Consider the following 13602-nt stretch of genomic DNA (forward strand, 5'->3'; position numbering starts at 1 on the left):
ACCGCTAAGTTTTGGATTCGGCTGAACAATTCCGCTCGGCGCGTGGCCCTGTGGATAACTTTGTTGAGAACTTCGCTTCGACGGGCCGCAAATGGCCTAGCGACGGCCTTGTGTGGGATTCCGCACATTTCATCCCGCTCGCCGCAAAGCCTTGCCCGACAAGGCTCAGATCAAATGCGCCGGCTATGTGCAAGGATCCGGCCACGATTAAAGCCTCTACTGCGCCGCAGCGTGCGAAGTGTGCATAAGTCAACTCTTGACTTTCGTAAGACCACCATCTGACGGCCTCTTCGAGGAAGCAAGGTCCTTAGGCCCAGAGCCCAATTCGCTGCAATGCAACACGAAACGGTAACGATTACAGTCTCACGAGGGCGTATGTGCACCACTACGAATCGCGCGGCTGTGACGATGCACTTCGTCGACCAGCTCGGCAACATGCTCTGGCGGCGTGAACTGCGAAATGCCATGACCCAGGTTGAAAACGTGGCCGGGATGATTGCCGAAGCTGTCGAGCACCGCGCGCGCTTCGATGCGGATAGCGGCGGGTGGTGCAAACAGCACCGACGGATCGATGTTGCCCTGAAGCGCCACCTTGCCACCGACACGCTCGCGCGCCTTACCGAGGTTCACGGTCCAGTCGAGGCCCACCGCGTCGACACCGCTCGCGGCGATATCGTCGAGCCACAGGCCACCGCCCTTCGTGAAGGCGATCACGGGCACTTTTTCGCCGTCGTGCTCGCGCTTCAGCTGACTGACCACCTGCTCGATGTAGCGCAGCGAAAAGCGCTGATAGATGCCATCGGCGAGCGCTCCGCCCCATGTGTCGAAAATCATCACTGCTTGCGCGCCGGCTTCGATTTGCGCGTTCAGATACGCCGCGACCGAGCGCGCGTTGATCTCGAGAATCCGCTGCAGCAAATCGGGACGCGCGTACAGCATCGATTTGATCGTGCGAAAGTCCGCCGAGCCCCCGCCTTCTACCATGTAGCACGCGAGCGTCCACGGACTGCCCGAGAAGCCGATCAAAGGCACCCGCTGGCGGCCTTGCGCGTCCTTTAGCGCCGAGCGGATTTCACGCACGGCGTCGGTCACGTAGCGCAGTGTCGCGTCGATGTCCGGCACCGCGAGGCGCGCGACGTCGTCTTCGGTGCGCACCGGACGGGCAAATTTCGGCCCCTCGCCGTTGACGAAATCGAGGCCGAGGCCCATCGCGTCGGGCACGGTCAGGATGTCGGAGAACAGGATTGCGGCGTCGAGCGGATACCGATCGAGCGGCTGCAGCGTGACTTCCGTCGCGAAAGCCGGATTCTTCGCGAGAGCGAGGAAACTGCCCGCGCGGCCGCGCGTGGCGTTGTATTCCGGCAGATAGCGGCCAGCTTGCCGCATCAGCCAGATCGGCGTGTAGTCGGTGGGCTGGCGCAGCAACGCGCGCAGGAAAGTGTCGTTCAGGAGTTGATGGGCCACGTTGCGTGCGACTGGAGGGCTGAGGGCAAAAGAGCATTTTACCGGAGGCGGCGGCGGTCATCGCGCATCGCGGGGTAATCGACGTTGCGACGGCGCGTCGTGGGAAGCGGGCGAAGTGCAGTTCGGGCGCACCTCCGCCAGTTGCCGGCCGCCACTGCGTGTACGGCTTCGGGTCGCTGTCTTCTGCTGCCCCGGTCACCCTGGCTGAACGGCCGATGTTCAAGCCCGCGCTGCCAAGCTACTATCCGACAGCTTTACCGATGAATTACACACTACACACCACCAGGAGACTCGATGAAGAAGGCAGCTCTCGCAATGCTCGGCGCGCTCGCCGGCGTCCTGATGCATGTCGGCGTGGCCAACGCCCAAGGCGCCGCGGCCGCGCCGTCCAGGCTCGACGACATCATCAACCGCGGCACGATACGCGCCTGCACTACCGGCGACTACAAGCCGTACTCGTTCTACAAAGGCGATGGCCAGTTCGAGGGCATCGATATCGACATGGCTGAGTCGCTCGCGAAGTCGCTCGGCGTGAAGGTCGAGTTCGTCAAGACGTCGTGGTCGAACCTGCTGAACGACTTCGTCGCGAAGTGCGACATCGGCATCGGCGGTGTGTCGCCGACGCTCGAGCGCCAGAAGCATGCGTTCTTCACTCAGGCTTACATGATCGACGGCAAGACGCCGATCGTCCGTTGCGACGACGTAAACAAATATCAGACGGTCGCGCAGATCGATCAACCGTCCACGCGAGTGATCGTCAACCCGGGTGGCACCAACGAGAAGTTCGCGAAGCAATACTTCACGCACGCGAACGTGACCGTTTATCCGGACAACGTGACGATCTTCAAACAGATTCTCGCGGGCAAGGCGGACGTGATGGTGACGGATGCGTCGGAGACCTTGCTACAGCAGAAGCTCAATCCCGGCCTATGCTCGGTGCATCCGGACAGGCCGTTTCAGTACGGCGAGAAGGCATGGCTGCTGCCGCGCGGCGACGTCGCGTTCCAGCAATACGTCGATCAGTGGCTGCACCTCGCCCGAGCGAGCGGCGAGTATCAGATTGTTTCGGACAAGTGGTTGAAATAAGCCGACCATGTCCGTGCCGGGCCGTCGGCTGCTAACCAATTGCGGCAAGGGCGGTTGGCGCAGGCCTGAAGGCGTCGCATCGGCGAGGATGTAACGAAGGGCGACCTCTTCGAGCTGTAATAACTGCCGGATCAGCTCTATAAGGAAGACATGCGCCCCTTTTTAACCAGTGGCGCAAGCGGCTTCGTGTCGCTGCATTGCAGCGCAGATTTTCGCCGGTTTGCGAATATGTCGGGGCCTAGTCGCAGCGCTGGTCCCGCAGGAAGTTCGTCGCTCGAAAGCTGCAAATGCAACCATTTCACGCTGATGAATGACCCAATTTATACCGCGATGTGCGTCCTGGCTGGCATCAATCATGCGTCTTGAATTGGGTCGCAGGCATCGGTAAAAACTACGTTTCACACGCTTTTATTTTGGCAATAAATCCCGCAACGCCTTATCTGGCGGGCGTTACAACCTGAAACACTTTGTTACCGCCTTCGTAGGTTAATTCGCCCACAATGCCCTCAACGGTTTCAACACGGATGTGGCTGTGTGCGTGGTGTGAGCGGATACGATGCACTTGCCGGTCGGCGGTTGCCGAAGCCCTGTGAAGGGGCATCCCTGCTGGGGCCGTGATCGACGCAGGGTCGTCGGCATAACCGTCCCATCATTGGTCTCCTCGCGCTAACCCCGTAGCGTGTGGTTTTTAGCGGGCTCCAGGCCCGCTTTTTTTTCGTCTGCTCAAACGTTTGCGCGCGACGAATGTCCGCCGCGCAACTTCGGTTCTACTCCTCACCCATTGCTCATGTTTGGCTGCGGAGCCTGCCGCGGCAGCGTCATGCCGTCTTGTCCTCTCTTAGTTTCAATTCGCTGATCATGCTTTCGCGCATCACGAATTTTTGTACCTTGCCGGTCACGGTCATAGGTAGTTCGTCGACGAAGCGGATATATCGCGGCACCTTGTAGTGCGCAATCTGTCCGTGACAGAACTGCTGGATCTCTTCTGCCGTTGCCTGTTCGCCCGTCCGCAGCACGATCCACGCGCATACTTCTTCGCCGTACCTGGTATCGGGCACGCCGAAGACCTGCACGCTCTGGATCTTCGGATGGCGGAACAGAAACTCCTCGATCTCGCGCGGATAGATGTTTTCGCCGCCGCGAATCAGCATGTCCTTCAGCCGGCCGACGATGTTGCAATAGCCTTCGGCGTCGAGCGTCGCCAGGTCGCCCGTATGCATCCAGCCGTCGACGATGCTCTCGTGCGTCTTCGCTTCGTCGCCCCAGTAACCGAGCATCACCGAGTAGCCGCGCGTGCATAGCTCGCCGGTTTCGCCAACCGGGACGATATTGCCCAGTGGATCGACGATTTTCACTTCGAGATGCGGCTGGATGCGCCCGACAGTCGTCGTCCGCTTATCGAGCGGATCGGTCGTCGAGCTTTGAAACGAGACCGGGCTGGTTTCCGTCATGCCGTAGGCGATCGTGATCTCGCTCAGGTGCATCTTCGAGACGACCTTCTTCATCGTCTCGATCGGGCACGGCGAGCCCGCCATGATGCCGGTGCGCAGCCGCGAGAAGTCGTAAGACGCGAAGGTCGGATGATCGAGTTCGGCGATGAACATCGTCGGCACGCCGTGCAGCGCGGTGCATTTTTCCTCGGCCGTCGCGGCGAGCGTCGCGGCCGGATCGAAGCCCTCGCCCGGGAACACCATGTTCGCCCCGACCGACACGCATGCGAGCACCGCCAGCACCATCCCGAAGCAGTGGTACAGCGGCACTGGAATGCACAGGCCGTCCTGCTCACTGAGCCGCATCGCCATCGCGATATAGCGCGCGTTGTTCACGACGTTGCGATGCGTCAGCGTCGCGCCCTTTGGATTGCCCGTTGTGCCGCTGGTGAACTGGATGTTGATTGGTTCACGGCACGACAGCGTCGCGCCGATCGCATCGAGCCGGGTGACGTCGAACGACGCGCGCCCACGCTCGATCACATCGGAAAAGCTCAGCATGCCTGGCGTCTCCGTGTCGCACATGCGGATCACGTAGCGCAGCTCCGGCAGCCGCGCGGCATGCAGTTCGCCCGGCGGCTGCGTCGCGAGTTCGGGCGCAAGCTCCTGCAGCATCTCGAGGTACATCGACGTCTTGAAGCGCTCCGCGGTGATGATCGCCTTGCAACCGACCTTGTTCAGCGCGTATTCGAGCTCCGCGAGCCGGTAGGCCGGATTGATATTGACGAGGATCGCGCCGATACGCGCGGTCGCGAACTGCGTCAGCAGCCACTCGACGCGGTTCGGCGACCAGATGCCTACGCGGTCGCCCTTGGCGATGCCGAGTGCAAGCAGCCCGGACGCCAGCACGTCCACTTCTTGCGCGAATTCGCTCCACGTCCAGCGAATGCGCTGCTCGCGAAAGACCACGGCCGGTCGTTCGGGAAAGCGCGCCGCGGTGTCGCGCAGAAATTCGCCGACGGTCGCTTCGCTCAACGGATTTTCAGTCGACCCGCGCACGTACGACAGTCCATCTGCGGGTTCGATGAGCGCACCTTCGCCCGAGCTATGCGTTGCCATGGTGTTGTCTCCGTGAGCGCGAGCGCGCTCGATTGAAATGAATTTGAAATCGATTGTGCACCGGCGCGTACCGGGCCGGCATCAAGTCTTACCCGCACCGCATCGAGCCGACCGACGCCTATGTCTCCACCCTCATGGATTTTGCCGTCCTTTACGTAAACGTCAACTAGATATCAAAAAAAAGCAGCCGCGTGGGCTGCTTTCTTCTGCTACGTGCTGCTTTAGTGCTGGCCGCGCAGCTTGCGCAGACGCTGGATTGCCGCGAGTTGTGCGGTCGCGTACGCGAGCTCCGCTTGTGCGGTCGCGTACTCGAGGTTCGAACCCGTGTTCTGCAGCGCCTCTTCCGCACGCTTGCGTGCGTCTTCGGCCTTGGCTTCGTCGAGATCCTTGCCACGAATCGCGGTGTCGGCGAGAACCGTCACTGCGCCCGGCTGGACTTCGAGGATGCCGCCGGCGACGAACACAAACTCTTCTTCGCCGTTTTCAACTTCGATGCGCACCGCACCCGGACGGATCCGCGTGATGAGCGGCGTGTGGCCCGGCAGAATGCCGAGTTCACCCGCTTCGCCTGGCAGCGCGACGAACTTCGCCTGGCCCGAGAAGATTTCCTCTTCCGCGCTGACGACGTCTACTTTAATGGTTGCCATATGTGTCGACTCCTGTCGACGAGAGTCAGCGCTTTAGTGCTGACCCTCGTCCCATGCAAGGCGGGTTGAGCGTAATAAGAGACGCTGGCTTTGCTCAACACTACCGTTTTGGCAGTCGTGATGCGCGAGGCCCGCGCCCGCTTCGTTACACCCGACCTTTACTGGATCTTCTTGGCCTTTTCGAAGGCTTCGTCGATCGTGCCGACCATGTAGAACGCTTGCTCCGGCAGGTGATCGCACTCGCCTTCGACGATCATCTTGAAGCCGCGGATCGTTTCCTTCAGCGGCACGTACTTGCCCGGCGAACCCGTGAACACTTCAGCGACGTGGAACGGCTGCGACAGGAAACGCTGGATCTTACGAGCACGCGCGACGGCGAGCTTGTCTTCCGGCGCGAGTTCGTCCATGCCCAGAATCGCGATGATGTCGCGCAGTTCCTTGTAGCGCTGCAGCGTTTGCTGCACGCCGCGCGTGATCGAGTAGTGCTCTTCGCCGATCACGTGCGGGTCGATCTGACGCGAGGTCGAATCGAGCGGGTCCACCGCGGGGTAGATACCGAGCGAAGCGATGTCACGCGACAGCACGACGGTTGCGTCCAGGTGGCCGAAGGTCGTAGCCGGCGACGGGTCGGTCAAGTCGTCCGCAGGGACGTACACGGCCTGCACCGACGTAATCGAGCCAGTCTTGGTCGACGTAATCCGCTCTTGCAGCTTACCCATTTCTTCAGCCAGCGTCGGCTGATAGCCCACTGCCGACGGCATACGGCCGAGCAGCGCCGACACTTCGGTACCGGCCAGCGTGAAACGGTAGATGTTGTCGACGAAGAACAGCACGTCGAGGCCTTCGTCACGGAAGTGCTCGGCCATCGTCAGACCGGTCAGCGCAACGCGCAGACGGTTGCCCGGCGGCTCGTTCATCTGGCCGTACACCAGCGCGACTTTGTCGAGAACGTTCGAGTCCTTCATTTCATGATAGAAGTCGTTCCCTTCGCGGGTACGCTCGCCCACACCGGCGAACACGGAGTAACCGCCGTGTTCCTTCGCGATGTTGTTGATCAGTTCCATCATGTTCACGGTTTTGCCCACACCGGCGCCACCGAACAGACCCACCTTACCGCCCTTTGCGAACGGGCAGATCAGGTCGATAACCTTGATGCCGGTTTCGAGCAGTTCGGTCGACGGCGACAGTTGGTCGAACGCCGGAGCTTTCTGGTGGATCGCACGCGTGGTTTCGCTCGAGATCGGGCCGGCTTCGTCGATCGGACGGCCCAGCACGTCCATGATACGGCCGAGGGTCGGCTTGCCGACCGGCACGCTGATCGGGTTGCCGGTGTTCTTGACGATCGTGCCGCGGCGCAGACCGTCCGAAGCACCCAGACAGATGGTACGGACCACGCCGTCGCCCAGCTGCTGCTGGACTTCGAGCGTCAGCTCCGAACCTTCGAGAATGAGCGCGTCGTAGATCTTCGGCATGGATTCACGCGGAAATTCCACGTCGATCACCGCGCCGATGCACTGTACGATCTTGCCTTCTACCAAAGCAGTAGTACTCATCGCTTTTCCTTTAGATACTCAATTCTTCACTCGCGCAAAGGCGCAGTTTCTCCGATGGGTGCGCCGCTCGGGCGCACACGCAACGACCTGTCTGACCGAGGTCAGACGGCCGCCGCTCCACCGACGATTTCTGACAGTTCTTTCGTGATCGCGGCCTGACGGCTCTTGTTGTACACGAGCTGCAGATCGCTGATGACCGTCTTCGCGTTGTCCGAAGCGGCTTTCATCGCGACCATGCGGGCCGACTGCTCCGATGCCATGTTTTCCGCGACGGCCTGATAGACCAGCGCTTCGACATAACGCACCAGGAGTTCGTCCACCACTGCTTGCGCATCCGGCTCGTAGATGTAGTCCCACTGCGTGCTCGGCGTCGTACCGTCTTCTTCCGTGCGCTCGAACTGGTCCGCCGACAACGGCAGCAGTTGCTCGATCACCGGCTCCTGCTTCATCGTGTTGACGAAGCGCGTGTACGCGAGGTACACCGCCGAAATCTTGCCTTCCGAGAACAGGTCGAGTTGCACCTTCACCGCGCCGATCAGCTTTTCCAGATGCGGCGTATCGCCCAGATGCACGACGTTCGACACGACCTTCGCCTGCAGACGGTTCAGGAAGCCCAGACCCTTGCTGCCGATCGCGGTTGCCTCGATCGTCTTGCCCTGACCTTCAAGTTCCTTGAACCTCTGCAGCGACGCGCGCAGCACGTTGGTGTTCATCCCGCCGCAAAGACCTTTATCAGTCGTGACGAGGATGATACCGGCCGCCTTTGCGCCTTCGTTCGACACCATGAACGGGTGACGATACTCCGGGTTCGCACGGCTCATGTGCGCGGCGATGTCGCGGACCTTGTCGGCATACGGGCGAGCAGCGCGCATGCGCTCCTGAGCGCGGCGCATCTTTGATGCGGCCACCATCTCCATCGCTTTCGTGATCTTGCGCGTGTTTTGGACGCTCTTGATCTTGCCGCGAATTTCCTTCATTCCAGCCATTGCTTGCTCCTTTGTCGGCCCGAGTTAGCGTTTCAGCGCTGACTCGGGTCCCATGCAAAGCGGCCGAAGCAGCGCGGGAGCATTCGCATGCGGCCCGCGCCGCTTCAAGGTCCGTTTATGCCTTGCGGATCACTCGCGGATCAATACGCGCCGGACTTCTTGAAGTCTTTGACGGCCGTGTGCAGCAGGCCTTCGTCGTCCTTCGAGAGTTCCTTGGTATCTTCGATACGCTTGACCAGGTCAGCATGGCTCGACTTCAGGTGATCGCGCAGGCCCTTCTCGAACGGCAGGACTTGGGCAACTTCGAGGTCGTCGAGATAGCCGTTGTTCGCTGCGAACAGCGACACAGCCAGTTCCCACACTTGCAGCGGCTGATACTGCGGCTGCTTCAGCAGTTCCGTCACGCGGCGGCCGCGCTCGAGCTGCTTGCGGGTCGCTTCGTCGAGGTCCGATGCGAACTGCGCGAACGCAGCGAGTTCACGGTACTGCGCGAGGTCGGTACGGATACCGCCCGACAGCTTCTTCACGACCTTCGTCTGAGCCGCACCACCCACACGCGACACCGACACGCCAGCGTTAATTGCCGGGCGGATACCTGCGTTGAAGAGGTCGGTTTCAAGGAAGATCTGGCCGTCGGTAATCGAGATCACGTTCGTCGGAACGAATGCGGTCACGTCGCCTGCCTGCGTTTCGATGACCGGCAGTGCCGTCAGCGAACCGCTCTTGCCCTTCACTTCACCGTTGGTGAACTTCTCGACGTACTCTTCCGAGACCCGAGCAGCACGCTCGAGCAGACGCGAGTGCAGATAGAACACGTCACCCGGGTAAGCTTCACGGCCCGGCGGGCGGCGCAGCAGCAGGGAGATCTGACGGTATGCCCAAGCCTGCTTGGTCAAGTCGTCATAAACGATCAGCGCGTCCTGGCCGCGATCGCGGAAGTATTCGCCCATCGTGCAACCGGCGTACGGCGCGAGGTATTGCATTGCGGCCGAATCCGAAGCCGAAGCGGCGACAACGATCGTGTATTCGAGCGCGCCCGATTCTTCGAGCTTACGCACTACGTTCATGATCGACGAAGCCTTCTGGCCAATCGCGACGTAGATACAGACGAGGTTCTTGCCCTTCTGGTTGATGATCGCGTCGACTGCGACTGCGGTCTTGCCGCACTGACGGTCGCCGATGATCAGCTCACGCTGGCCACGGCCGATCGGCACCATCGAGTCGATCGACTTCAGACCGGTTTGGACCGGTTCCGAAACCGACTTACGCCAGATCACGCCCGGTGCAATCTTTTCGATTGCGTCGGTCATCTTCGCGTTGATCGGGCCCTTGCCATCGATCGGGTTGCCGAGCGCGTCGACCACACGCCCGAGCAGTTCCGGACCAACCGGCACTTCGAGAATGCGGCCCGTCGTCTTGACGATGTCGCCTTCCGAAATGTGTTCGTATTCACCCAGAATCACGGCGCCGACCGAGTCGCGCTCGAGGTTCAGCGCCAGACCGAAGGTGTTGCCCGGGAATTCGAGCATTTCGCCCTGCATCACTTCCGACAGACCGTGGATACGCACGATACCGTCGGTCACGGAGATCACGGTGCCCTGGTTGCGAACGTCTGCGCTCGCTTCAAGGCCCTGGATCCGGCTCTTGATCAGCTCGCTGATCTCAGAGGGATTGAGTTGCATTATTCGCTCCTGATAGTCAATTCTGTTGCGTGCCAGCCGCTAAAGCGCGAAGCGCTTCAGGCCGTCAGGGCCGTTTGCATCCTGGCGAGCCGCGCGCGGACCGAGGTATCGAGCACTTCGTCGCCGACCGTCACGCGTACGCCGCCGATCAGCGACTGATCGATTTCGACCGTCGGCTTCAGCTTGCGCTTGAACTTGCGTTCGAGGCTTGCGACGAGTTCGTTCAACTGCGCACCTTCGAGCGGGAATGCGCTGACGATCAGCACATCTGCCGCGCCTTCGCGGGCGTTCTTCAACTCTTCGAACTGCGAGGCGATTTCAGGCAGCAGCTGCAGGCGATGGTTGTCCACCAGCATCTGCACCAGATTCTTCGCTTGCGCGTTGTCCTTGAGCGGCGACTTGACCGCAGCAAGCAGCAGATCGCTAACCTGGGCGCGGCTCACTTTCGGGCTCGAGGCGATCGACAGCACATCGGGCAGACGCGCAACCTGTGCCAGCTCCTGCACGAGCGTGGACCAGGCGGCGATGTCACCAGCTTCGGCCACGCCAAACAGCGCTTCCGCGTACGGACGGGCGATGGTTGCAAGTTCGGCCATGATCAGAGCTCGGCTTTCAGTTGATTCAGCAGGTCAGCGTGAGCTGCCTGGTCGACTTCGCGCTTCAGGATCTGTTCAGCGCCCTTCACAGCGAGTGCAGCGACTTCGCCACGCAGCGCTTCGCGCGCTTTCACGACTTGCTGGTCCGCTTCGGCCTTCGCCTGCGCGATGATGCGGGCGGCTTCCGCCTGCGCCTGAGCCTTGATTTCGTCGGCGACTGCGACAGCGCGCTTTTCAGCGTCGGCGATGCGTTGCTGGCCATCGTTGCGAGCCTGAGCCAGTTCCTGGTCGACGCGCTTATGAGCGGCTTCGAGTTCCTGCTTGCCCTTTTCCGCGGCGGACAGACCGTCGGCGATCTTCTTCGCGCGCTCGTCGAGGGCGTTGATCAGCGGCGGCCACACGAATTTCATCGTGAACCACGCGAGGATCAGGAACACGACCATTTGCGCAAACAGGGTTGCGTTGAGATTCACGGTGTTTCCTTAAACGTTGCTTGTTCGGAAAGTGAAACGGCAAGGCGCTCATCGATTCTGCTCGATCAGCGCCCCAGTACCCGTTCCGCCCTGCGCCTTTACTTGTTATAGCTCAGGCGCAAACCTCCGAGGAACCTCAGCCTGCCAGCTTCGAGAGCAGCGGGTTCGCGAACGCAAACAGCATTGCCACACCAACGCCAATCAGGAACGCCGCATCGATCAGACCAGCCAGCAGGAACATCTTGGTTTGCAGCGGGTTCATCAGTTCCGGCTGACGGGCACACGCTTCGATGTACTTGCCGCCCATCAGACCGATACCGATACAGGCGCCGATAGCACCCAGGCCGATGATGATGCCGATACCGATGGCGGTCAGACCCTGGATGTTGGCGATGAAAGCTTGCATGATCACTCCTTTGTGAAAAGTCTTTTAGAACTGGTTGGAACTGGGATTTAAAAAACTACGATTCTTTGCCGACAACGCGGGTTAGTGCGCGTCGTGTGCCTGGCCGATGTACACCAGCGTCAGCATCATGAAAATGAACGCCTGCAGCAGAACGATCAGGATGTGGAAGATTGACCACACTGTGCCGGCGACCACGTGGCCGATGAAGCCAAGCACCGTCGTGTCCGCGCCGAAGCTCCAGATGCTGCCGAGCAGGGCAATCAGCAGGAACAACAGTTCGCCCGCGTACATGTTGCCGAACAGCCGCATGCCGAGCGAGACCGTCTTCGCGACGAACTCGATGATGTTCAGTGCCAGGTTCGGGATCCACAGCAGCGGATGCGCGCCGAACGGAGCGGACAGCAGTTCATGCACGAAGCCGCCAGCGCCCTTGATCTTGAAGTTGTAGTAAATCATCAGCACGAACACGCCGAGTGCGATGCCGATCGTGCCGTTCAGGTCGGCGGTCGGCACGAGGCGGTGGTGCGGAATGACTTCGGAGAGGCCCAGCCAGCCGATCAAGCGACCCGGCAGGTCGACGGGGATAAAGTCGAGCGAGTTCATCAGCGCGACCCAGACGAACACCGTCAGCGCGAGCGGCGCGATGAAGGTGCGCGAGCCGTGGATCATGGCCTTCGATTGATCCTCGACCATTTCGACCAGCATTTCGATCGCGCATTGGAAGCGGCCCGGCACGCCGGACGTCGCCTTGCGGGCTGCCAGATGCAGCACGAGGATCGTGACGAGACCGCACACGATCGACCAGAAAAGGGTGTCGAGATTCCACACATGGATGTCGAAAATCGACGTCTGGTGTGCGGTGGAAAAGTTCTGCAAGTGGTGCGCGATGTACTCGGACGGATCCATTGCGCGCGTGCCTTCGCTAGCTGCCATATCGTTAAAGCCACCCAAATTGTCGAAAATCGTTCTAGGCCGTTCCCACCAAAATACCGTATTGCGGGAACGCGCCGGGTGCGGGCCCTGCCTCGTCCGCACACCCGTGCCGGCGCTATGCGCCGGCCTTAAATTCTTTTTGCTGCTATTTTTTGTGCTGCTACCTTAGCGCCACGCCAAGGCGATCCAGTAAGTCTTCAGCGCGATGAGGTAGGTCACCAGCAGCGGAATCCAACGTACGTCGTGATACCAGAAGGCGATTGCGACAAACATCGCAATCGTTGTCCCCATCTTTAATGCTTCGCCGATCATCCAACTCATCACGGTCTCGGCGCCGCTCAGCTTTTCCAGTCGCGCCGCGAACAACGCACCCGGCACCCAGCAGATCGCCCCCCCCAGGAACGCTGACAGCGCAGCAGCGCCCGGCGGCTTGTAGAACAGCCACCACAACAGCGTTGCAACCAGGGACAAAACCATTTGCGCTGCGACGACCCGGAACGGCGTCACGCGCGATGGACGACCCACGCCGGGACCAAACAGCTTTTCCGCCTCGGCCCGCGTGAGCGGAACGATATTGTTATCTTCCTGCGCGTCATCCCACGCTTCGGCCGGATCGAACTGCCGACTGGCGGACGTCTCGGGTGCGGAGCGTTCAGCGCGGTGTCTGTCGTCACCATTTTTCGGCGACAGATTCGACGTTTTAACCGCCATCCCAATGTTCCGAAAGTCTCGTTCAGCCTGCGAGTTTACGCAGCGCTTACGGGGTTGCCGTGCAATTAAATCCGGGCGATTGTAAGCGATAGTTGCAGGCAATTCAAGACTTTAGGCCAACCTATAACGGCGTGAAACGTGCCTTCACGATGCGGTAAAACATATGCTAACGACGCGAATCACGTCAAATGTAAGGTGGACGGGGGGCGGCAAAATAAGTGGGGGTAGTCGCGCGGATCGAAGCTCTTTGGCAGGCCGTTTCGACGCTGCGACGGACGTCTCGAAAATGCAACAAACGCCGCTTTTTTAAGGGCTAAACGAGACGGCTCTTCAATTGAACTGAGCCATAATCGCCGCGATTTTCATGATGATCGAGCCGCTTTGCGATAGCGGCTCGTAAGGATGATTACCGCGTCGATGTCGAAGGCTTGAAACTAGGATTCCTGATTATTTTTGCATCGTTTGTTTGGAATCCACGATAATTGCTCGCACTGAGGTAAACCAACTCGCGGCAGT

General features: G+C 60.4%; 12 protein-coding genes. 1 reads left to right on the forward strand and 11 read right to left on the reverse strand.

What is annotated here, in order from left to right; genetic code table 11:
- Positions 1-363: 363 nt before the first annotated feature.
- The gene (gene hemE, locus AB3X95_RS25950) at positions 364-1464 is read right to left on the reverse strand and encodes a uroporphyrinogen decarboxylase (RefSeq protein WP_184226187.1); all 1101 of its coding nucleotides are present in this window, start codon (positions 1462-1464) and stop codon (positions 364-366) included.
- Positions 1465-1758: 294 nt separating this feature from the next.
- Here hemE and AB3X95_RS25955 point away from each other — a divergent pair, with 294 nt between their 5' ends.
- On the forward strand, positions 1759-2550 hold the full coding sequence (locus AB3X95_RS25955) for a transporter substrate-binding domain-containing protein (protein WP_368622926.1): 792 nt from the start codon (positions 1759-1761) through the stop codon (positions 2548-2550).
- Between the two features lie 818 nt (positions 2551-3368).
- Here the strand turns inward: AB3X95_RS25955 and AB3X95_RS25960 are convergent.
- The 10 genes from AB3X95_RS25960 to AB3X95_RS26005 form a co-directional block, all read right to left on the reverse strand.
- Complete coding sequence (locus AB3X95_RS25960; RefSeq protein ID WP_368622927.1) at positions 3369-5099, reverse strand: AMP-binding protein; 1731 nt, start codon at positions 5097-5099, stop codon at positions 3369-3371.
- A gap of 221 nt (positions 5100-5320) precedes the next feature.
- Positions 5321-5746: a F0F1 ATP synthase subunit epsilon gene (locus AB3X95_RS25965; RefSeq protein ID WP_008917918.1), complete on the reverse strand. Its 426-nt coding sequence runs from the start codon at positions 5744-5746 to the stop codon at positions 5321-5323.
- A 158-nt stretch (positions 5747-5904) separates the two neighbouring features.
- Positions 5905-7299, reverse strand: coding sequence for a F0F1 ATP synthase subunit beta (gene atpD / locus AB3X95_RS25970; protein WP_176109931.1), 1395 nt, complete (start codon positions 7297-7299; stop codon positions 5905-5907).
- Positions 7300-7400: 101 nt separating this feature from the next.
- Complete coding sequence (gene atpG / locus AB3X95_RS25975; protein ID WP_176125383.1) at positions 7401-8285, reverse strand: F0F1 ATP synthase subunit gamma; 885 nt, start codon at positions 8283-8285, stop codon at positions 7401-7403.
- Positions 8286-8425: 140 nt separating this feature from the next.
- Complete coding sequence (gene atpA, locus AB3X95_RS25980; protein WP_368622928.1) at positions 8426-9967, reverse strand: F0F1 ATP synthase subunit alpha; 1542 nt, start codon at positions 9965-9967, stop codon at positions 8426-8428.
- A gap of 56 nt (positions 9968-10023) precedes the next feature.
- Positions 10024-10563, reverse strand: coding sequence for a F0F1 ATP synthase subunit delta (locus AB3X95_RS25985; RefSeq protein WP_176125382.1), 540 nt, complete (start codon positions 10561-10563; stop codon positions 10024-10026).
- A gap of 2 nt (positions 10564-10565) precedes the next feature.
- Positions 10566-11036, reverse strand: a complete 471-nt coding sequence (locus AB3X95_RS25990; protein ID WP_176125381.1) for a F0F1 ATP synthase subunit B — start codon at positions 11034-11036, stop codon at positions 10566-10568.
- Between the two features lie 136 nt (positions 11037-11172).
- The gene (gene atpE, locus AB3X95_RS25995) at positions 11173-11442 is read right to left on the reverse strand and encodes a F0F1 ATP synthase subunit C (RefSeq protein ID WP_007180033.1); all 270 of its coding nucleotides are present in this window, start codon (positions 11440-11442) and stop codon (positions 11173-11175) included.
- 81 nt (positions 11443-11523) lie between these two features.
- Positions 11524-12375, reverse strand: coding sequence for a F0F1 ATP synthase subunit A (gene atpB, locus AB3X95_RS26000; protein ID WP_013090956.1), 852 nt, complete (start codon positions 12373-12375; stop codon positions 11524-11526).
- Between the two features lie 165 nt (positions 12376-12540).
- Entirely contained in the window at positions 12541-13086 is a 546-nt protein-coding gene (locus tag AB3X95_RS26005; protein WP_176368600.1) for an ATP synthase subunit I, read from the reverse strand.
- Between the last annotated feature and the right edge of the window lie 516 nt (positions 13087-13602).

The organism is Paraburkholderia sp. BR13444 (assembly GCF_040948755.1).
Lineage (GTDB): Bacteria > Pseudomonadota > Gammaproteobacteria > Burkholderiales > Burkholderiaceae > Paraburkholderia > Paraburkholderia youngii.

Bases quoted from the DNA above. Each gene is read 5' to 3' on its own strand.
- AB3X95_RS25955 (WP_368622926.1), top strand. From the start codon at position 1,759: ATGAAGAAGGCAGCTCTCGCAATGCTCGGCGCGCTCGCCGGCGTCCTG.
- AB3X95_RS25960 (WP_368622927.1), bottom strand. From the start codon at position 5,099: ATGGCAACGCATAGCTCGGGCGAAGGTGCGCTCATCGAACCCGCAGAT.
- AB3X95_RS25965 (WP_008917918.1), bottom strand. From the start codon at position 5,746: ATGGCAACCATTAAAGTAGACGTCGTCAGCGCGGAAGAGGAAATCTTC.
- atpD (WP_176109931.1), bottom strand. From the start codon at position 7,299: ATGAGTACTACTGCTTTGGTAGAAGGCAAGATCGTACAGTGCATCGGC.
- atpG (WP_176125383.1), bottom strand. From the start codon at position 8,285: ATGGCTGGAATGAAGGAAATTCGCGGCAAGATCAAGAGCGTCCAAAAC.
- atpA (WP_368622928.1), bottom strand. From the start codon at position 9,967: ATGCAACTCAATCCCTCTGAGATCAGCGAGCTGATCAAGAGCCGGATC.
- AB3X95_RS25985 (WP_176125382.1), bottom strand. From the start codon at position 10,563: ATGGCCGAACTTGCAACCATCGCCCGTCCGTACGCGGAAGCGCTGTTT.
- atpE (WP_007180033.1), bottom strand. From the start codon at position 11,442: ATGCAAGCTTTCATCGCCAACATCCAGGGTCTGACCGCCATCGGTATC.
- atpB (WP_013090956.1), bottom strand. From the start codon at position 12,375: ATGGCAGCTAGCGAAGGCACGCGCGCAATGGATCCGTCCGAGTACATC.
- AB3X95_RS26005 (WP_176368600.1), bottom strand. From the start codon at position 13,086: ATGGCGGTTAAAACGTCGAATCTGTCGCCGAAAAATGGTGACGACAGA.